Genomic DNA, 20,516 nt, shown 5'->3' on the forward strand with positions numbered 1-20,516 from the left:
GCTAGCCCGGTGCCGAGGGGCGCGCGTTCTCCTGGTTTGCCCGTACCATGCAGCCCATCCGGGGGCACTGTTTCAGAATACTGGCGGTCAATGCTCATGAGGCCGAATGCCGCCGCCTGATTAGTATCTTCCGCTTTTGGTGTGCGTCGGGAGCGGTGTGGGCGAAGCTGGCGGAGACCTGCGCCGAACCCCCGTTTACGCTAGACTTGCGGCGTTTTTACCCGGAAGAATCGCCCCTGGCGTACTTTCGAGCCGGAGGAGCGACTTTTCCGGCCCGATCGTGCCGGAGAAGGCTCAATGGCCCGCACGCTTCTCGCCATCTACCCCCATAGTACCCACCGCTACGACGAAATGTTGGCGGCGGACGGAGCCGTGCGTCCGCATTGGCGGCAGTTTTTCACCCACCTCGATTCGGTGGCGCCGGACGAAATGCGCCAGCGCCTGGCATTCGCCGATCGCCGCATTCTCGAAAACGGCGTCACCTACAACGTCTACGCTGCACCGGACGGCGCCGACCGACCGTGGGCGCTCGACCCGCTACCGCTGATCATTCCGCCTGAAGAGTGGGCCGAGGTGTCGGGGGCAGTGGCGCAGCGCGCCGCACTGCTCAATGCGATCCTGGCCGATCTTTACGGCGAACAGACTTTGCTCGCCGAGGGCCTGCTGCCACCGGCCCTGGTCTATGGTCAGCACGGCTATCTGTGGCCCTGCCAGGGTATCAAGCCGGCGGGCGGTGTCTGGCTGCACAACTACGCCGTCGATCTGGCACGTTCGCCCAATGGCCGCTGGTGGGTTATCGCCGACCGTACCCAGGCGCCCTCGGGCGCTGGCTACGCGCTGGAAAACCGCCTGGTCGTGTCGCGGGTTTTTCCGGAAATGTTCCGCGACTTGCGTGTCCAGCACGTTGCCGATTTCTTCCGCGACCAACAGGAGGGCCTGACCGCGCTGGCCCCGGTCGAGGGCGACGAGCAGCCGCATATCGTGCTGTTGACGCCGGGGCCATACAACGAAACCTATTTCGAGCACGCCTATCTGGCCCGCTACCTCGGCTATCCGCTGGTCGAAGGCCAGGATCTGACGGTGCGCGGCGATACGGTTTACCTCAAAACCCTGCGCGGCCTGAAGCGGGTGCATGTCATCCTGCGCCGGCAGGACGACAGCTATTGCGATCCGCTCGAGCTGCGCGGCGAATCGGCTCTTGGCGTGCCCGGCTTGCTCAACGTGGCACGCGCCGGTCGGGTAGTCATCGCCAATGCGCTGGGCAGCGGCCTGCTCGGTTCCGGTGCCCTGATGGGCTTTCTGCCGGCTATTTGCGAGCGCTTGTTGGGCGAGAAGCTGATGATGCCCTCGGTGGCGACTTGGTGGTGTGGCGAAAAAACCGCGTTGGCGTACGTCAGGGAGCATTTCGACGATCTGGTCATCAAGCCGGCCTACCCCTCGCAGCGCATGGAGCCGGTGTTCGGCCACGAGTTGAAGGCCGAGGCACGCGCCGAGATGCTGCTCCGCATCGAGGCCCGACCGCATGCCTATGTGGCGCAGGAAATGGTTCAGTTGTCGCAGGCGCCAACCTGGAGCCGTACCCACGAGCGCCGCCTGCTGGCCCGGCCGGTCGGACTGCGGGCCTACGCCGTGACGACGCCGGACGGCTACTCGGTGATGCCCGGCGGGTTGACGCGGGTTGGCACAGCCGGCGACACGCGCATCCTCTCGATGCAGCGCGGCGGTGCTTCGAAGGATACCTGGGTGCAGACCAACGGGCCGGTCAGCGACTTTTCGCTACTCAAGCCGTCGGTCGGTGTGCGCGACCTGGTTCGCGCCGGCGCCAACCTGTCGTCGCGGGTGGTCGAGAACCTCTTCTGGCTTGGCCGCTATTCCGAGCGTTTCGATGACAGCGCCCGCATGTTGCGCGTCGCCCTCGGACGCGTCGTCATCGCCGACGGCGGCAAGACGCCGGCCGTGGTTGCCGCGATGGAGCTGGCCCGTCGGGTCGGCATCCTGCCCGAGCCGGAGAAGGATGGTCCGGTCAGGGATGGCAGCGAGCACGTGCTGCTCGAAGCGATCTACGATCCGGAGCAGCCGGGCAGTCTGGCCGGTAACATCCGCAGCCTGATGTGGGCGGCGACCCATGTTCGCGAACGCTTGTCGCTCGACCACTGGCATTCGCTGAACCGTCTGCAGCGCGACCAGCAGGCGGTGCTGAAGAAGCATCCGACGCTGACCGAGGCCATCGCCTTCCTCGACCGCGTGCTTGGCGTTTCGTCGTCGTTGACCGGGTTCGCCATGGACAACATGACGCGCGACGACGGCTGGCGCTTCCTGATTATCGGCCGTCGCCTGGAGCGTCTCTCCTTCCTGGCGCAGTCTATCGCCCATTTCCTGACGCTCGAATCCGCAGCAGGCCCGGAGTCGATGGAGTGGCTGCTCGACCTGATGGATTCGATCATCACCTATCGTTCGCGTTATTCCCGCGCTCCCGAATTGCTGCCGGTTGTCGACCTACTGGTCTTCGACGACAGCAACCCGCACGGCGTGCTCTTCCAGGCCAACGTGCTGATGCGCTACCTTGAGCGGATGGGGCGCGAACTGGCCGCTGATTTCGACGGCGAGCTGGCCGGGGCGCTTGAACGGCTGCGCGCCTTCGATCTCGGAAGGCTGGAGCACCAGCCGTTCAATCGTAGTCATCGCAGCGTCGCCTGTGTCGAACTCGCCGGTCTGCTGCACGAACTTGATGCGGCCGCCGGTCAGCTCTCGGATTGGTTGGCCATGCGCTATTTCACCCATGTCGGCGATGTCAGCCGGCAGATCATGGCACTGTAATCATGCCAGCCGTCCGCTATCACGTCCTGCACGAAACCCGCTACGACTACGGTAGCCAGGTGTCGCTGTCGCAACAGCAATTGCATCTGTCGCCGCGCATTCTCGCCTGGCAGCAGGTCGTGGAGCAATGCGTCGACATTGATCCGAAGCCGAGCTGGCGACGCGACGGCCTGGATGCTTTCGGCAACCCGGTGACCTGGGTCGCCTTCCACGCGCCGCACGACAGCCTGCTCATCCGTTCGGTGATGAGCGTTGCAGTCGAGCCGCATCTGCCGCAGGACCTGGCGGACTCGCTGCCGTGGGAAGCCGTGCGCGATCAACTTGCCTACGATTCGAGTGCGCCAGCGCCGGCGGCACTGGATGCCGCGCGTTTCCTGTTCGAGAGCCCGCACGTTCGCGTCAAGCACGAACTGGCCACCTACGCCGCCGACTGCTTTCCGCCGGAACGACCACTGTTGCTCGCGGTACAGGCCTTGATGGATAAGATCTTCCGTGAATTTACCTTCGATCCGGAAGCAACCACGGTATCCACCCCGGTGCTCGAAGTGCTGGCAAACAAGCGCGGCGTCTGCCAGGACTTCGCCCACTTGATGATCGGCTGCCTGCGGGCGATGGGCCTGGCCGCCCGCTACGTCAGCGGCTACCTGCTGACTCGCCCACCGCCCGGCAAGCCGCGCCTGATCGGTGCCGACGCTTCGCATGCCTGGGTGTCAGTCTATGCGCCGGGTAGTGAGCACGGCTGGGTTGATTTCGATCCGACGAACAACCTGCTGCCCGACACTGAGTACATCACACTCTCCTTCGGGCGGGACTTTTCCGACATTTCCCCGCTGCGCGGCATCATCCTGGGGGGCGGCGGCGCCGAGCCCGAGGTCGCGGTCACCGTTTTTCCTGCCGACGAGAAGGAAATTCCCGAGGTGCTCTCGGCAGCGGTCGAGGCTCGGGGAGCCGGGGCATGACGACGTGGCGCATCGCCATCGTCGGCGGCGGGCCGGCCGGCCTGATGGCGGCCGAAGTGCTGTCGGCCGGCAGCGGCCTGCGGGTCGATATCTACGATGCCATGCCCTCGGTCGGCCGCAAGTTCCTGATGGCGGGCAAGGGGGGGATGAATATCACCCATTCCGAACCGCTGGCCGATTTCGTCGGTCGCTACGGCGCACGGGCCGGACAGGTCGCCTCCTGGCTCGATACCTTCGGTCCGCAGGCCTTGCGCGACTGGATACATGGCCTGGGTATCGCTACCTTTGTCGGTACTTCCGGCCGGGTCTTCCCCACCGAGATGAAGGCGGCGCCGCTGCTGCGCGCCTGGCTGCACCGCTTGCGCGGGCAGGGGGTGCAGTTTCATGTGCGTCATCGCTGGCTGGGCTGGCACGATGGGCAACTGCGCTTCGACACACCGACCGGCGAGTTGGCGGTGGCGGCGGATGCGGTGCTCCTCGCCGTCGGCGGCGGCAGTTGGGCGAAGCTCGGTTCGGATGGTGCCTGGGTACCTGTGCTGCGCGAGGCCGGGGTTGCGGTGGAGGCGCTCAAGCCGGCCAACTGTGGCTTCGATGTCGATTGGTCGCCGTATTTCCGCGAGCGCCATGCCGGGCAAGCGGTCAAGCCGGTGGTGGCGACGGTGGGCAAGCACACCCGGCAGGGTGAGTTCAATATCACTGACAGCGGCATCGAAGGCGGCTTGATCTATGCGCTGGCGGCCGACTTGCGCGATGCGCTGGCGCGCGACGGGCGGGCGGCGCTGCATCTCGATCTTGCACCGGGGCGTGACCTGGAGCGGCTGACAGCTGACCTGGCCCGGCCGCGTGGTCGTGATTCGCTGGCCAACCATCTGCGCCGCCGGGCCGGGATCGAGGGCGTCAAGGCGGCACTGCTGCGCGAGTTGTGTGCCCCCGAAGCCTTGGCGTCACCGTCGGCACTGGCGGCGGCAATCAAGGGGCTGCCGTTGCCGGTGACGGCGACGCGACCTCTCGACGAGGCGATCAGCACCGCGGGCGGCGTCAGCTTCGATGCGCTCGACCCCGGCCTGATGTTGCGCGGGATACCCGGGGTGTTTTGCGCTGGCGAGATGCTCGACTGGGAGGCGCCGACCGGCGGTTATCTGCTGACCGCCTGTTTCGCCAGCGGGCAGGTTGCCGCCCGGGGTATCCTGGCTTGGTTGCAGGACAGGATTTGAAACCACCAGCAAAACGCCTTGAGCGTTTTGGGACTTTGGGTGTGCTGCCTTCGCCAGTCCACTTGGCTACTAGGAGGCTTCGCGGCATGGGCGCTAGCGATTCTTAAGGCGCTTTGCCTGCCGGCCCGTGCGTATCAAGGTAGTCGAGCGCAGCCTCGAAATCGAAGGACGAGACCAGATTCTCGAATTGCGCATGGTGGGCACCGAAGGCTTGCTTGAGGACATTCGCTTCTTGCCTCACTCGGTCCTGAACGCTCATTTCACCTTGTTGAAGTTCATGGCGGATGAGTTCCAGCACTTTGCGGATGGCCTCGTCGTCCACCGTCGGTCCCGTGATGCCAGTATTGTCGTGCAGGGCCGACAGTTGCCCCTGCAGAGCCTGGTAAGCAGTTTCGGTACGTTCGACGAGGGATAGCAGTTCAAGTGTGTCGCGACTTTCGCGGATGGCGATTTCGAGTGTCAGCGCGGCGTGGTTGACCTGAACCGCCCCGAGGGTTGCGGAAACCCCCTTCAGCGAGTGGGCGAGTCGTCTTGCCTCGTCGAGGTTGCCTTCGGCCAGTTGCTGGCGAATGCGGGTGAAGTCTTGGCCATGGGTTTCGGTGAATTTGCCGAGCAGGCGAATGTAGGAGTCCACGCGGCCGCGCACTGACTGCAAGCCGAGCTTGCTGTCCAGCCCGGGAATACTGGCGAGGGCGGCAATCTGTTCGGGCGTTCCTTGAACGGCAGAGGCTGGCTTGCGGATGGGTAGCCAGCGGGCCAGTGTAGCGTAAAGGACGTCGGGAGCGACCGGTTTGGCGATATGGTCGTTCATGCCGGCCGCCATGCAGACGTCGCGGTCTTCATCGAAAGCGTTGGCCGTCATGGCCAGAATGGGTACCCGTTGCCAGCCGGGGAGCAGGCGTATCTGCCGGGTGGCTTCGAGGCCATCCATGACGGGCATTTGCATGTCCATCAGTACCAGGTCGTAGGTGCAACGCAGTGCACAGTCGACGGCTTCGGCACCGTCGCGGGCCAGGTCGACGACAAGTCCGGCGCTTTTCAGCATGTCGCACGCCACTTCAGCGTTGATGACGTTGTCTTCGGCCAGGAGTACCCGGGCACCCTGCCGGTGGTGAGCAGGGGGCATCGTTGCGATATGCTGTCTTTGCCGGGCTTCTGTGCCGCGTTTCAGCCGCGCAGTGAACCAGAAGGTGCTGCCGCTTCCTTGTTCGCTCTCCACGCCGATGTCGCCGTGCATGGCCGCCGCCAGCCGTTTGCTGATGGCCAGGCCCAGTCCCGTTCCTCCGTAGCGGCGGGTGGTTGAAGTGTCGCCTTGTTCGAAGGGCTGAAAAAGTCGGGTTAAATGATCCGCTGCGATGCCGATGCCGGTATCGCTGACTTCGCAGCGGATCAACACTTCGTCCGTGTCTTCCTCAAGAAGGCTGGTACGCAGCGCTATCCTTCCCCGCTCAGTGAATTTGATGGCATTCGACAGGAAGTTGATCAGGATTTGCTGAACCCGCATCGAGTCACCCCGTACGACGGCGGGAATGGCCGGGTCAAAGTGGCGGATCACAGCCAGGTGCTTGGCTTCCGCACGCGTCGACACCAGTTCGCAGGTGCGGTTGCAGACATCGTCGAGCGCGAAATCGGTGTCTTCGAGAATCAGCTTGTCGGCTTCAATCTTCGACAGGTCGAGGATGTCGTTGATGATCGCCAACAGGTGTTGGGCCGCATCGCCCACCTTGCTCAGGCGTTCGTATTGCTCCTTGTCATGGGTGTTGCGCTGTGCAAGATAGGTCAGGCCGATGATGGCGTTCATCGGGGTGCGGATTTCATGACTCATGTTGGCCAGGAAGGTACTCTTGGCGCGGCTGGCCGACTCGGCCTCGTTCTTGGCACGCACCAGCTCCTCTGTTCGTTCGTCGACCAACTGCTCCAGGTGTTGGCGATAGGTTTCCAGTTCGGACTGGATGCGTTTTTTCTCGGTGATGTCTTCCTTGATGGCGAGGTAGTGCGTTATCCGGCCATCTGGCTGACGAACCGGCGAAATGATCGCCATTTCCTCGAAAATAGACCCGTCTTTCCGCCGGTTGATGAATTCGCCATGCCACACCTCGCCGCGCTGTAGCGTTGTCCATAGGTCGGCTGGCGGTGCTGCCTCCGGCGTGCCGGGATTCAGCAGGCTGGGGTTTTTGCCGGCGACTTCGTCCCGCGTGTAGCCGGTATTCCTGACAAACGCTTCGTTGACGTATTCGATCTCGGCCTGCGTATTGGTGATGATGATGCTGTGCGGGCTTTGCTCCATCGCCAGGGAGAGCTTGCGCAGTTGCTCCTCCGCTTCGTGCCGTTCGGTGATGTCCTGAACGGTGCCGACAGCCGACTGGGCCGCTCCGGATTCATCAAATCGGATATGCGCGCGCTCGCGAACCCAGCGGATTGAATTGCCCGCCAGTATGCGGTGTTCACTGTCGTAGAGTTCTCCACGCAGCGCTTTTTGCCAGTCGGAGAGGACGCGTTCGCGGTCGTCGGCATGGATGCAATCGAGGAAATCTGCCAGCTTCAGCGAGGCACCCTGTGTCAGTCCGAATATCCGGTACACCTCGTCGCTCCAGCTCAGCCGGTCATTTGCGATATCCAGTGTCCAGCTGCCGAGATGGGCGATGGCTTGCGCTTCGCGCAGTGCCGCCTCGTTCTGGCTCAGTCGTTGCTCGAACTGCTTGCGTTCGGTGATCTCCTGGCTGGTGCCGAAGAGTCGGCTGACTCGGTCGTCGGTGCCGATCAGCAGTTGTCCGGCCGTGTGTATCCAGCGCTCTTCGCCGCTGTCGCGCCGGATGATTCGATATTCCGAGTCGAAGGGCTGGCGATTGCGGAAGACGTGGTCGCGCGAATACTCGGCGACGCGTTCGCGGTCATCCGGGTGGATCAGCGCAAGCCAGCCGCGGGTGTCCAGTGCTTCTCCCGGGGTGATGCCGAGAATTTCGTTGTGCGTTGGCGATCCGATCAACAAATCCCGATCCGCCTCGAAGGTAAAGTGGCCGATCCGGGCCAAGCGCTGGGCTTCCTGCAGCATCGCTTCGCTGTGCGCCAGGGTGCGGCGCGAACGCTGCATGGCGATGCCGAGTTCGACTTCGCTGGCAATGTGCGCCAGCAGCGCAACCTCATCGTCATCGAAGGTGTCGGTATCCGGTGAATTGAGGTTCAGGCTCCCGAATACTTTGCCGTCGATCCATAGTGGCAGACTGATCGATGAGCGGAAGCCATTCGCGCGGGCTACCTCCCGCCAGCGTGTCAGAGTCGGGTCGGAGTCGATGTCGCGGGCGACAAAGGGGCGGCCGTGGCGGATGGCCCGGCTGGCGGTTCCCTGCCCATTCCATGCGTCGGCCCAGGTGATGTTCAGATTGAGCGGATAGCTTTCGTTGTTGCCAGAGTAGGCGAGGGGAAGGATGCGTTTGTCCGGGTCGTGCATCGCTTCGCCAACCCAGACCAGCTTGTAGCCGCCGGTTTCGACAATGATGGTACATACGTCGACCAGCATCCCGGGCTGATCGTGGTGGCGGACGAGCGCCTGGGAGACGGCGTTCATCAGGCGCAAGGCGCGATTCTGGCGTTCGATCTTGTTCTTGTCGTTCTGGCGGGCCGTGATGTCGTTGATCACCCCGGCTGTCAGGCGCGGGCTACCGTCCGACAGGCGTTCGGTGACGCAACGCCGGTCCTCGATCCACAGCCACCGACCATCTTCGTGCCGTACGCGGTATTCGAGGTATTGGGCCTCGGTCACGCCTTGTTCAGCTGAGCTGAAAGCCTCGTCCAGCAACGGCCTGTCGTCCGGATGAACACGCTCCATCCAGGCGGCGAGTGTCCTCGGGGCAGGGCTGTCGGTACACCCCAGGATGCGCAGTACGCCTCTGCTCAGCTGATAGCGGTCGATATCGTGCTGGTATTCCCAGCTTCCGGCGCCTCCACCATCGAGGGCCATCTGCAGGTGGGCTTCGAGACGAAGGCGATCGCGTTCCTGTTGTGCCTGCTGCAGGGCATGCTCCATCCGCTCCAGCGCCAGTTGTTCAAGCAGGCGGCGCTGGTTGACCACGCCGGCTATTTGACCGGACTCGTTTAGCACGACCATGTGTCGTAGCCGGAAGCGGGTCATCGCTTCCATGGCGCCCGTTACCGACATGTCGACCGGCACGCTGCGCAACGGTGCGCTCATCGTTTCGCGCAAGGTCAAGGCATGGGGCGCATCGTGTTGCGCGAGCAAGCGCGGGATGTCTCGCTCGGTCAGGATGCCGATCGGCATGTCACCTTCGTTGACGATCAGATAGTCGGCACCCCTGTCGATCATTCGGGCGATGGCCTCGTCGAGCGGGGCTTCCGGCTGTAGATGCGGCACTTCGTGATCCATGATCCCTTCCAGCGTACGCACGTGCCGGAAAGCCGCGCTGCCGAGGTACATGCGGAAGTCGGTGTCGCTGACGATCCCGGCTATGGTGCCGGTTTCGTCGAGGACGGCCAGGTGGCGGATCCGCTTTTCCTCGGCCAGCCGTCTGGCGCTGACCAGATCGAGGTCGACTGGTGCGCTGATCAGCGGTTGGGACATGATGGCGCCGATACGCATGTCGCTTGGCGTATGAACGTGAAAGGCGTGAACGATGTTGCTTTCGGTCAGAATGCCGACTGGGGTCCCTTCGGCAACGACGATGACGCACGATATCTGCTCGTCGGACATCTTGCACACGGCTTGTCGCAGCGTGGCCTCTGGCGGCAAGGTGTGGACTTCGAGGCTCATGATCGAGCCCAGGGTCGATGTGGGGGCGATGGGCATGGGTTGGTCAGCTTGCAGGATGCCGGAATGCGTGGATGTTTCGACCGAAAAACCACACTCTCACCGATGCTCTCGTGTTTTCCGTGGCTTGGGACCAGGCACGGTAGCGAAGCGGCATCTCTTACTCCGCGTAGGCCTTGGCAATGGCGATGAAGGTTTCGAAGTCGCAGACAAAGGCTTCGACGATATCCGGGTCAAAGTGGATTCCCTTGCCGTCCAATATGATCCGGTAGGCATCCTCGAAGGAGAATGCCGGTTTGTAGACACGCTTGCAGGTCAGGGCATCGAATACGTCGGCGAGGGCCATCAGACGCGCGGCGATCGGGATGTCGTCACCGGCCAGACCATCCGGGTAGCCGCTGCCGTTCCACTTTTCGTGGTGCGAGCGGGCAATCATCTTGGCGATGGCGAGAAATTCAACCGGTTTTTCGGCGTCCGCTTCGGCCTGGGCAATGGCGTTGCTGCCGAGCTCGGCATGAGTCTTCATGATTTCCCACTCGTCCGGGGTCAGCTTTCCGGGTTTGAGCAGGACGTGATCGGGAATGCCTACCTTGCCGATATCGTGCAGGGGGGGCGACTGGACCAGGGCATCAATAGTCCGCTGGTCGAGGTAATGGGCAAAACGTGGGTGCTTGCACAGACGCCGGGCCAGGGTCAGGATATATTCCTGCGTCCGGCGCAGGTGCTTGCCGGTTTCCGGGTCGCGGGTCTCGGCCAGGCGGGCCAAGGCATGAATGCTGACTTCCTGGATCAGCTGGTTTTCATGCATTCGGCGAGACACCTCGTTTTCGAGAAAGGCGTTCTGGTTGCTCAGAAAATCCCGGGCCGCCTTGAGTTCGAGCTGGGTTCGTACCCGGGCTAGGACAATGCTCGGGCGGATTGGCTTGGTAATGTAGTCGACAGCGCCCAAATCGAGGCCGCGCTCTTCGTCAGAGGTGCCGTCCATGGCCGTGACAAAGATCACCGGAATATTGCGCGTGGTTCCGGATGCCTTCAGTTCCTGAAGCACTTCGAAGCCATCCATTTCCGGCATCATGACATCGAGCAGGATGAGATCGGGTGTCGGGTCGGCCATGGCGATCTGGATGGCGCGTTTTCCCGAATTGGCGGCACGGACACGATAAGTCGGCTGCAGGAGTTCGCCCAGAACACTAAGATTCTCGGGCGTGTCGTCGACGATCAGTATGGTTGGTGGGCGGATATCCATGCGCAAGTCCAATCGCCCGTGGGTGGCGAGTTTGCAAGAATTATCACATCACTATAGTGGTATTGCCAGCTTTAATCTTTATTAAACGCCAGAGTTGCCCAGGTGGGGTGTCGCATCAATTGCCAACAATGCGGTGATAGATTGCGAAACGATTCCTGTCGATCTTGCCGCTGTCCACTGCAAGGTTCAGCGCGCAGCCGGGTTCGCGGTCATGCCGGCAATCACGGAATCGACACTGGCCGAGATATTCACGGAATTCCGGGAACGCGACTTCAATTTCCTGGCGGTCGAGATGACCCAGGCCGAATTCCTGCAGGCCGGGCGAGTCGATCAGGTCGCTGGCGGCATCCAGGTGATAGAGCGTGGCATGTGTTGTGGTGTGCTTTCCGGAATCGAGCGCCAGCGAAATCTCGCGCGTGGCGGCCTTCGCTTCGGGGATCAGCGCATTGACCAGCGTCGATTTGCCCATGCCGGATTGGCCGACAAGCACGCTGGTCTTTCCGGCGAGATGGGGGCGCAGATCTTCGGCGTGATCGCGAGCAGACAATTCGAGGATGGTGTAGCCGAGCCCGGCCAGGACTGCCAGGCGTTCGCGTGCGGCGGGCAGCTTGTCGGCCAGATCGCACTTGTTGAGCACGATGAGCGGGGCGATTTCCTCGCTCTCGGCGGCGAGCAGGGCGCGGGCGACCAGTTCGTCCGAAAAGGCCGGTTCGGTGGCGACGACGATGACGATCTGGTCGACATTGGCGGCGATCAGCTTCTGGCGGATTTCATTGGAGCGGTAAAGCAGGCTGCTGCGTGGCTGTATTGCTTTGACCACTCCCTGATCATCGGAGGTGCGCTGGATGTCCACGCGGTCGCCGCAGGCGATCTCGCTTTTCTTGCCCCGCGGGAAGCAGGGCAGTCGGCTTCCGTCGGCCAGTTCGACCACGTATTGCCGGCCATGGGCAGCGATGACACGGCCGTCCATCAAGCCTTGCCCGGCTGCAGTTGCAGGTGCGCGATGCGTTGCGCGGCGGGGGGGTGCGAGTCGTAGAACAGCGAGTGCAGCGGGTCGGGGGTCAGTGTGGACGCGTTGTCGCGGTAGAGCTTGACCAGCGCATGGATGAGATCGTCGGCGGCGGCGTGCTCGGCTGCATAGGCATCGGCCTCGAATTCGTGCCGGCGCGACAGCCAGCTCATCAGCGGCGTCACCGGGAAGGTGAACACCGGCATGACCAGGAAGAAGAGGATCAGTGCCAGTGCCGTGTTGCCGGTATCGACCCCGAGGCCGGCGTAGAACCACGGCGCATCAATCAGCTGGCCAAGCAGCCACAGGAAGGCGAGCGAGCCGGCAAACATCATCACCAGCCGTTTGAGCACGTGCTTCTTGCGGAAATGACCCAGTTCATGGGCGAGCACGGCTTCGACCTCGGGTGGGTCGAGGCGGGTGAGCAGGGTGTCGAAAAAGACGATGCGCTTGTTGTTGCCGAAACCGGTGAAGTAGGCATTGCCATGGCTGGAGCGCTTCGAGCCGTCCATGACGAATAGGCCGGAGGTGCGGAAGCCGCAGCGGGCGAGGAGGGCTTCGACGCGCGCTTTCATCTCGCCGTCTTCAAGCGGTGAGAACTTGTTGAACAGTGGCGCAATCCAGGTTGGGTAGATGAACATCAGCAGCAGGTTGAAGGCCGACCAGAACAGCCAGACGTAGAGCCACCAGTGTTCGCCCATGGCGCCCATCAGCCACAGTACGGCAAGGATGACCGGGGCGCCGATCAGGGCGCCGAGCGCAGTTTGCTTGGCCAGGTCGGCGAAGAACAGGCCGACGGTCATACGGTTGAAGCCGTGGCGGGCCTCGACGACGAACTGGCTGTACAGGGAAAGCGGCAGGTCGACCAGTCCGGAGATGAGCATCACGCTGAAAATCATCGCCAGGCCGTAAGGCAGGCCGTCGACACGCGGAGCCCAGAAACCGTGCACTGTGGCCAGTCCGCCGCCCAGCGTCAGCGCCAGCAACAGCCCGGCATCGACGAAAGTGCCGATCACTGCTGCCTTGCTGCGGTCGACGGTGTAGTCGGCCGCCTTGCGGTGTGTTTCCAGCGTCACGCGTTCGGTGAATTCGGCGGGCACCGTCTCGCGATGGGCTGTCACGAAGCCTATATGGCGAAGCTTCAGCCACAGGCGGATGGCCAGGGTAAGCGCGAAGAAGAGAAGAAAGATCAGGGTGAAATTCTGGGTCACGAAGGTCAGGCCAAGCTGTGCGAAAATCGGGTTTTTCAAGGAGTCGGGCAATTATATGGCAGGCAATGCAAACAACCTCGTCTGGCTGGACATGGAAATGACGGGTTTGAATCCGGATGGTGATCGCATCATCGAGATGGCGATGGTCGTGACCAATTCGGAACTGGAAATGGTCGCCGAGTCCCCGTCATGGGTCGTGCACCAGTCTGACGAAACGCTGGCTGCCATGGATGATTGGAACCAGAAAACCCACGGTCGTTCCGGCCTGATCGACAAGGTCAAGGCCTCGACCATGGACGAGGCGGCCGTTGAGGCGGCGGCGCTGGAGTTCCTGAAGAAGTATTCCCTGGCCAACCATTCGCCGATGTGCGGCAACTCCATCGGTCAGGATCGCCGTTTCATGGCGCGTTACATGCCGACCCTGGAAGCCTTCTTCCATTACCGCAACCTCGATGTCAGCACCCTGAAGGAGCTGTGCAAGCGCTGGCAGCCGGAAGTGTACAAGGGCTTCAAGAAGAAGAGCAAGCACACCGCGCTGGCTGATATCTACGAGTCCATCGACGAACTCAAGTACTACCGGGAGCATTTCCTGAAAGGGTGATCCTTTCGGGCCGACTGCGACCGCCGATCGGCGGTCGCAGTCTCAGCGGCGATAGAGGCGGAATTTTTCCTTGCGGTCCCCCGGGCGATTGCCCTCCCATACCTTGGTCCATTGACCATTCGGTGGCGCCAGCTCGCGGCGCGTATCGCCGACGACCAATAGCCAGTCGCAGGCCTTTCCTGCCTTCGAGTCTTCGGCTACCGGTTCGATCTCGACGAAGTAGGACATTGACGCCAACTGCGTGTCGCTCAGGTTGCGCTCGGCCAGGCAGCCATGATTGTCGGGCAGCGCCTGGGCGATCGCCTGGGCGACCGGGCGATAGGTCTTGCCATAGTCGAACCAGGGCAGGATCAGACTGGTCGCCAGCAGCCATAGCGTCGTGAAACCCAGTGTCCAGTGCGTCAGGCTGCGGTAAGGCGAGCGCGGGGCGGTGACGATCAACCACAGCCACCAAGCGGTCGCGCCAATGCCGATAAGCAGCGCCAGCCAGTGAACCTGACCGACGAAGCCGGGGCGCAGGATGATGGCGCGCTCGGCCAGTTTGGTCGGCCAGCCCAGCGCCATCGCCGACCAGCCGATCCAGACGGCGACGGCGAACAGGCTGAACGTGGACATTGCGAACCAGTCGAAGGCGCTGGCAGCGCCCCGGCGCAAGGCCAGTGCGCCGGGCGTGGCGAGCAGGGCGAGTGGCGGCAGCAGGAGTAGCGCCGGAATTTCTCGCGGTCGGAAGGCCCAGGCGAGCAGCAACAGGGTGATGGCGAAAAAGGCCAGCGGTAGCAATAGATTGGGGGACTGCAGGTTCTTGCGCCGTATCCACAGTGTCCAGGCCGCCAGCGGCATGGCCGGGAAAGCGAACCAAGGGAGCATGCCGAAGAAGCGGCCAAGGCCGACGAGCGAGAACGGTGTCTTGAAAGGTGCCAGTTCGGTGGCTAGCCAGCCGTGGAAACGGGTTGCTTCCAGGCTGAGCAGAAGTAGTGGCCAGGGCAGGATCAGCATGGTTGCGATAGCCAGGCCGATAAGCAGGGTGTGTAGCGCTTTTGGGCGATCCGGCGATAGCCACCAGGCAACCGGTGCGATGGCTAGCAGCGGTAATGTGGGGGCGATCCCGGTACCGAGCAGGCTGGCGGCGACGGCGAGGCCGTAGAAAATACCGGTGAGCCTGGGTTTGCGGCCGATGGCGGCCAAGGCACCGAGACCGCCGCCGTAGGCTGCCAGTGCAATCAACATCGGCTGCGCATCGTGAGCGTGGAAAAGCAGGCCGGCGCAACCGGCAAGCAGCATCGGGCTGGCCGCCGCTGATTCCGGGCCGTACAGCTCACGGCCGGCATAGTACAGGCCCATCAGGGCCAGCGTGACCCAGATGCCGCTGGCCACCCGCATCGCCTCGTGCAGGGGTAGCAGCCAACCGAGGGCCTTGCCGGTCAGCGCAGCGCTCCAGTAATAGAGCGGCGGCTCGTTGAAGGCACGGTTGGCCAGGTCGGGCGACAGCCAATCGCTGTAGTGCAGCATGTGCCAGGCGGCACCGATATGGATAGCGTCCTCGCCCTTCCACGGGTCGCGACCGAACAGGCCGGCCAGCACGTAGAAGGCCAGCATGCCGGCGAGCATCCAGCCCGATGGGGGCAAGCGGATGCCGCGACGGATCAGGGCGAGGAAGTCAGGCATGGTGTCCGGAAATGAAAAAGGCAGCCCACAGGCTGCCTTTCGAGACGGCGAAAATCAAGCCGATCAGGCGGCAGCCTTGCCGCGCATGGCGCCGAACTTCTGGTTGAACTTCTCAACGCGGCCGGCGGTGTCGACGATCTTTTGCTTTCCGGTGTAGAACGGGTGGCACAGGGAGCAGACTTCAACATGGAAGGCATCCTTGGCCATGGTCGACTTGGTCGTGAAGGTGTGGCCGCAGGAGCAGGTCACGGCGACTTCTTTGTAATTCGGGTGGGTATCGGCTTTCATCTCTTATCCTTTAAACAAGCGACCGGCGGATGTGGCCGATCTGGGAAGCCCGCGATTATCCTCGAAAAATCGCGGGCTTGCAAGCTGCGTGGTGTGGGCTTCAGTATTCGGCTTAACCGCGACGCATGGCGTCAAAAAACTCCGCGTTGCCCTTGGTCGATTTGACCTTGTCGAGCAGGAATTCCATCGCCTCGAGGTCGTCCATCGGGTAGCACAGCTTGCGCAGCACCCACATCTTCTGCAGCACGTCCGGCTTGAGCAGCAGTTCCTCACGGCGGGTGCCGGAGCGATTGACGTTGACCGCCGGGTACATCCGCTTCTCGGCCATGCGGCGGTCGAGGTGGATTTCCGAGTTGCCGGTACCCTTGAATTCTTCGTAGATCACTTCGTCCATTCGCGAGCCGGTGTCGATCAGCGCAGTGGCGAGGATGGTCAGAGAGCCGCCTTCCTCGATGTTGCGCGCGGCGCCGAAGAAGCGCTTCGGCTTCTGCAGCGCGTTGGCGTCGACGCCGCCGGTCAGCACCTTGCCGGAGGCCGGCTGTACGGTGTTGTAGGCGCGGGCGAGGCGGGTGATCGAGTCGAGCAGGATGACCACATCCTTTTTGTGCTCTACCAGGCGCTTGGCCTTCTCGATGACCATTTCGGCGACCGCGACGTGGCGGGTGGCCGGTTCGTCGAAGGTCGAGGCGACGACCTCGCCCTTGACGGTGCGGGTCATTTCGGTGACTTCTTCCGGACGCTCGTCGATGAGCAGCACGATGAGTACGACTTCCGGATGGTTGGCGGTGATGGCGTGGGCGATGTTCTGCAGCATCACGGTCTTGCCGGTCTTCGGCGGGGCGACGAGCAGGCCGCGCTGCCCGCAGCCGATCGGGGCGATCATGTCGATGACGCGGCTGGTGATGTTTTCCTCTGACTTGATGTCGCGTTCGAGTTTGAGGTGACGCGTCGGGTGCAGCGGCGTCAGGTTCTCGAACATGATCTTGTTCTTGTTGGCTTCGGGCGAGAAGCCGTTGATGCGGTCAAGCTTGGTCAGCGCGACGTAGCGCTCACCATCCTTCGGTGTGCGGATTTCGCCCTCGACCGTGTCGCCGGTCCGCAGGTTGAAGCGGCGGACTTGTGACGGAGAGACGTAAATGTCATCCGGGTTGGCCAGATAGGATGTGTCGGCCGAGCGGAGGAAGCCGTAGCCATCGGGCAGGACTTCAAGGGTGCCATCACCGTAGATGGTGTCGCCGTTCTTGGCTTTTGCCTTGAGGATGGCGTAGATCAGCTCCTGCTTGCGCATCCGGTTGGCATTTTCGATGCCGAGTTCGGTGGCCATATCCAGCAGTTTGCTGACGTGTAATGTCTTGAGTTCGGAAAGTTGCATGTGGGAGTGTGTGGCGCCGGTTAAGGAACGGGCGAGAGCCCGAGGTCGGGGCGCAGATTGCAGAAGCTTGGGAGAGGGGAATGACGCCGGACAGCTTGCCTGTCGCGTCTGCCTGAAGGTGCAGGGCGCACCTTCAGGGCGGGAGACTACGGAGATTACAGGTTGCTGTCAATAAAGGCCGCGAGTTGCGACTTGGATAGTGCGCCAACCTTGGTAGCCTCGATATTGCCGTTCTTGAAGATCATCAGGGTCGGGATGCCGCGGATGCCGTACTTGGCCGGGGTAGCCTGGTTGTCGTCGATGTTGACCTTGGCGACCTTCAGCTTGCCGGCATATTCGTTGGCGACTTCGTCGAGGATCGGAGCGATCATCTTGCAGGGGCCGCACCATTCTGCCCAATAGTCGACGAGAACCGGCTGCTGCGACTGCAGCACTTCGGTTTCAAAGGTGTCGTCGGTGACGTAATGGATGTGCTCGCTCATGGTTTCCTCATGGGATGGAATGTAGGGATGGGGGGCGCCAGCGAAGGGCGACGGGAAAGTTGGCGTGATGCTAGCGAAAAAAAATGCCTTAGGGAAGCGTTGGCAGTCTGCCTGGAAGAGAGTTGTCCTGGAATATTCGTGACGATGCGGTACGCTTCTTTCGAGGGTGGTTTAGTCTAGGCGCCGGTCTTGAGCAGGTTGGCCAGTTCAACGGCGGTCTTGACCTGCATCTTGTCGAAGATGTTGGCACGGTGAACTTCGACGGTGCGCATGCTGATATTGAGTTCGTCGGCGATGACCTTGTTGAACTTGCCGGCCAGAATTAGTTCCATGATCTGTTTTTCGCGGGTCGTCAGTCGCGCCACACGCGAGCGAACCGAGTCGACGGCTGCCGTGGCCTCACGTTGTTGTGCGTTCAGCGCCAGAGCCTGTTCGATACGGTCGGCGAGGTCGTTGTCGTTGACCGGCTTTTCGAAAAAGTCGAATGCGCCTTTCTTCAGCGCGCCTACGGCCATCGGCACATCGCCGTGGCCGGTCAGGAAGATCACCGGGAGTGTCGAATTGCGTTCGCATAGCCGGTCGAAGCAGTCGAGGCCGGTCATGCCGCCGAGGCGCATGTCAAGGACGATGCAGCCGGCCATCTCGGGCGTCCACTGGTCGAGGAATTCCTCCGCGGATGAGTAGCTGATGCTGTGCAGGCCGCGCGACTTGAGCAGCCAGGCGAGCGCGTCGCGAATGGCTTCGTCGTCGTCCACCAAGTGGGCGGGGGCATGACTCATGACGTTTCCAGAGGTAGGGTAAAGGTGAATATCGTACCTCGCCCGGTGTACGAATTGGTGTTGTTGTCTGCCCACAATCGGCCACGGTGAAACTCGACGATTGATCGACAAATCGACAAGCCGATTCCCATGCCGTCCTGTTTGGTTGTGAAAAACGCGGTAAAGAGTTTGTCGCGATTTTCGGGGGCAATGCCGCATCCTTGGTCGACAACGCAGACCGACAGTTCGTGCGCGCCCTGTTCAACGCGCACGGATAGCAGGCGGTCGGCTTCTTCATTGCCCGACATCGCCTCCATTCCGTTACGCATCAGATTGAGCAGCACTTGCTCCAGCATCAGTCGGTCGGCGAGGATCGGCGGCAGGTCGGGGATGTGGGTTTCGATCCGGATGCGATGTTTGCGGGCGTCGGCCTCGATGAATCCCAGGCAGTCGTCGACCACGTCCTTCAGTGAGCATGGCGCGCGTTTGGGTTCGCTCTTGCGGACGAAGTCATGTACCCGCCGGATGATCTTGCCGGCACGCTGGGCTTGGGCGCCTATTTTCTCGAGGGCTGGTTTGATGTCGTCGGTGGCACATCCGGGGCGTGCCAGAAGATTGAGGCAGCCAGCGTTGTAGCTGGCGATTGCAGCCAGTGGCTGGTTGATTTCGTGCGCCAGGGTTGATGCCATTTCCCCCATGGTGACGAGACGGGAGGTGAACTGCAGCTGGGCCTGTTGCTGCCGGGCAAGCTCTTCGGCGTGCTTGCGTTCGGTGATGTCGAGCACGGAGGCCATCCAGCCGGTGTGTTTGCCGTTGCCGTCGATCAGCTTGGCTTCGTAGACGAGGGCGTGAAAGTGTTCCCCGCTTTTGCGCTGGAAGGTCATTTCAAAGCCGTCGGGCGGCGCCATGCCGGCCAGGACCGCCTGATGCATGGCGAATGTTTCGTCAATTTGCTCAGGAATCCAGTAGGGCATCGGTGGCGTGGTGCCGACCAGTTCGTCGCTGTCGAAACCGGTCATCCGGCAGAAGGCCGGGTTGACGTAGATGACCTTGCCGTCGAGGTCGCGGGCGCGCATGCCGACGGTCAGCGAGTCTTCCATGGCGGTCCGGAAGGCATGTTCGCCGCGCAGGGCCTCTTCAGCGCGCGTCCGTTTGCGCATCAGGTCGCGGACCAGCCAGAGGCTCCAGAAAACGCCGCCGGCCAGCAGGATGATGGCGGTCGACAAGATGCGGGGGAGCATGTTTTCGCCGCTCTGGTAGCTGGTGACACGCAATTTGAGGCCGCGCCCCGGCGGATCGAAGGGAATTTCGTAGCTTTGAGCGCTGTTTCCTTCGACGCTGGTTTTTGTGGCGTACTGGATGTCGTTGTCGTCAATGATGACGACCTTGTATTTTTGCGTGAACCACCAGGGAACCTGGCTGCTGAGCAGCGTATCCAGTGGAAAGACGGCTGCGAGCATGCCTTTCAGTTGGCGTCCTTCGAAGATGGGGGTCATCAGTTCGACAAAGGCACGCTTGCCGTCGGCAAAGAAAGGCTCGCTGTAAGTCTGTTTGCCGAATTGCTTGGCCAGGTCGAACGCCTGCCGGGAGTAGGCCAGGCCGAAGGCCTCGATTTCCTGGTCCGGCAATGTCGAGCTCGGAAGCGCGTCGATAACGCGCTGCGTCGCATCTAGCCAGAGTATTTGCGATATTTCCGGGGTGTTCTTGAGCATGTGGGCCGCGCGAAGTCGGAAGGTGCGCGACGGCTCCGGCTGCTGAACGAGATCGACCGCCAACTGTTGCAGGTGATCCTCGCTGCCGTTCAGGTGAAAGCGCAGATTCTGCTCGAGCCACAGCACGTCCTTGATCAGCGCAGTCCGCTCCTCCTCGACTTCGTTGCGCTGGAGGAGCCAGAGCAAGGCGATCAGGGCGATGACCAGCAGGACAATGCCGAATTTCGGCAGGGCGAGCAGTAGGCGCAGGCGTCGGGAGCTGCCTGGGCCGGGCAGGGGCTGGGTAGTCATCGTGCGCATCCTATACCAATCGCTCGCGGCCTGAGCCATCCGTGGTTTCCACAATTCGGATCACCACAATAGGCACGTGGGGGTGGTGTGTTCATACTCCGCGCCACTGTAAATCCGTGGGGGACGTCT

The 20,516-nt window shown here is 62.2% G+C and carries 14 protein-coding genes; 4 read left to right on the forward strand and 10 right to left on the reverse strand.

What is annotated here, in order from left to right; genetic code table 11:
• The first annotated feature begins 297 nt into the window (after positions 1–297).
• Genes AB6Q56_RS03245 through AB6Q56_RS03255 form a run of 3 tightly spaced genes read left to right on the forward strand, consistent with a single transcriptional unit; the run spans position 298 to position 4,990 of the window.
• Entirely contained in the window at positions 298–2,817 is a 2,520-nt protein-coding gene (locus AB6Q56_RS03245; protein WP_434515754.1) for a circularly permuted type 2 ATP-grasp protein, read from the forward strand.
• A gap of 2 nt (positions 2,818–2,819) precedes the next feature.
• Positions 2,820–3,776 (forward strand): transglutaminase family protein, encoded by a 957-nt coding sequence (locus AB6Q56_RS03250; RefSeq protein WP_434515755.1) that lies wholly within the window; start codon positions 2,820–2,822, stop codon positions 3,774–3,776.
• On the forward strand, positions 3,773–4,990 hold the full coding sequence (locus AB6Q56_RS03255; RefSeq protein ID WP_434515756.1) for a TIGR03862 family flavoprotein: 1,218 nt from the start codon (positions 3,773–3,775) through the stop codon (positions 4,988–4,990). Before AB6Q56_RS03250 ends, AB6Q56_RS03255 begins: the two co-directional genes overlap by 4 nt.
• 103 nt (positions 4,991–5,093) lie before the next feature.
• Here AB6Q56_RS03255 and AB6Q56_RS03260 read toward each other — a convergent pair whose 3' ends face one another.
• The 4 genes from AB6Q56_RS03260 to AB6Q56_RS03275 all read right to left on the reverse strand — a co-directional run bounded on the left by AB6Q56_RS03260 (position 5,094) and on the right by AB6Q56_RS03275 (position 13,257).
• Positions 5,094–9,791 (reverse strand): PAS domain-containing protein, encoded by a 4,698-nt coding sequence (locus tag AB6Q56_RS03260; RefSeq protein ID WP_434515757.1) that lies wholly within the window; start codon positions 9,789–9,791, stop codon positions 5,094–5,096.
• 121 nt (positions 9,792–9,912) lie between these two features.
• Positions 9,913–10,998 carry a response regulator gene (locus tag AB6Q56_RS03265; protein ID WP_434515758.1) on the reverse strand — a complete coding sequence of 362 codons (1,086 nt, stop codon included), beginning with the start codon at positions 10,996–10,998 and terminating at the stop codon, positions 9,913–9,915.
• 115 nt (positions 10,999–11,113) lie between these two features.
• Entirely contained in the window at positions 11,114–11,968 is an 855-nt protein-coding gene (gene rsgA / locus AB6Q56_RS03270) for a ribosome small subunit-dependent GTPase A (RefSeq protein WP_434515759.1), read from the reverse strand.
• Entirely contained in the window at positions 11,968–13,257 is a 1,290-nt protein-coding gene (locus tag AB6Q56_RS03275; RefSeq protein WP_434515760.1) for a M48 family metallopeptidase, read from the reverse strand. The genes rsgA and AB6Q56_RS03275 overlap by 1 nt, the downstream gene beginning before the upstream one ends.
• A gap of 16 nt (positions 13,258–13,273) precedes the next feature.
• Between AB6Q56_RS03275 and orn the strand changes: the two genes are divergently transcribed.
• Positions 13,274–13,819: an oligoribonuclease gene (orn, locus tag AB6Q56_RS03280; protein ID WP_434515761.1), complete on the forward strand. Its 546-nt coding sequence runs from the start codon at positions 13,274–13,276 to the stop codon at positions 13,817–13,819.
• 42 nt (positions 13,820–13,861) lie between these two features.
• On the opposite strand, the gene AB6Q56_RS03285 is transcribed toward orn, so the two are convergent.
• The 6 genes from AB6Q56_RS03285 to AB6Q56_RS03310 all read right to left on the reverse strand — a co-directional run bounded on the left by AB6Q56_RS03285 (position 13,862) and on the right by AB6Q56_RS03310 (position 20,387).
• Entirely contained in the window at positions 13,862–15,484 is a 1,623-nt protein-coding gene (locus AB6Q56_RS03285; RefSeq protein ID WP_434515762.1) for an ArnT family glycosyltransferase, read from the reverse strand.
• 63 nt (positions 15,485–15,547) lie between these two features.
• The gene (gene rpmE, locus AB6Q56_RS03290; RefSeq protein WP_275711594.1) at positions 15,548–15,772 is read right to left on the reverse strand and encodes a 50S ribosomal protein L31; all 225 of its coding nucleotides are present in this window, start codon (positions 15,770–15,772) and stop codon (positions 15,548–15,550) included.
• Positions 15,773–15,884: 112 nt separating this feature from the next.
• Positions 15,885–17,144, reverse strand: a complete 1,260-nt coding sequence (gene rho / locus AB6Q56_RS03295) for a transcription termination factor Rho (RefSeq protein ID WP_434515763.1) — start codon at positions 17,142–17,144, stop codon at positions 15,885–15,887.
• 155 nt (positions 17,145–17,299) lie between these two features.
• Positions 17,300–17,626 (reverse strand): thioredoxin TrxA, encoded by a 327-nt coding sequence (trxA, locus tag AB6Q56_RS03300; protein ID WP_434515764.1) that lies wholly within the window; start codon positions 17,624–17,626, stop codon positions 17,300–17,302.
• A gap of 176 nt (positions 17,627–17,802) precedes the next feature.
• On the reverse strand, positions 17,803–18,405 hold the full coding sequence (locus AB6Q56_RS03305) for a response regulator transcription factor (protein WP_434515765.1): 603 nt from the start codon (positions 18,403–18,405) through the stop codon (positions 17,803–17,805).
• A complete protein-coding gene (locus AB6Q56_RS03310) occupies positions 18,402–20,387 on the reverse strand; it encodes a sensor histidine kinase (protein WP_434515766.1) in 1,986 nt (661 codons plus the stop codon). Before AB6Q56_RS03310 ends, AB6Q56_RS03305 begins: the two co-directional genes overlap by 4 nt.
• Positions 20,388–20,516 lie beyond the last annotated feature (129 nt).

Origin of the sequence: Dechloromonas sp. ARDL1, from assembly GCF_051122455.1 — a bacterium.
Classification (GTDB): domain Bacteria; phylum Pseudomonadota; class Gammaproteobacteria; order Burkholderiales; family Rhodocyclaceae; genus Azonexus.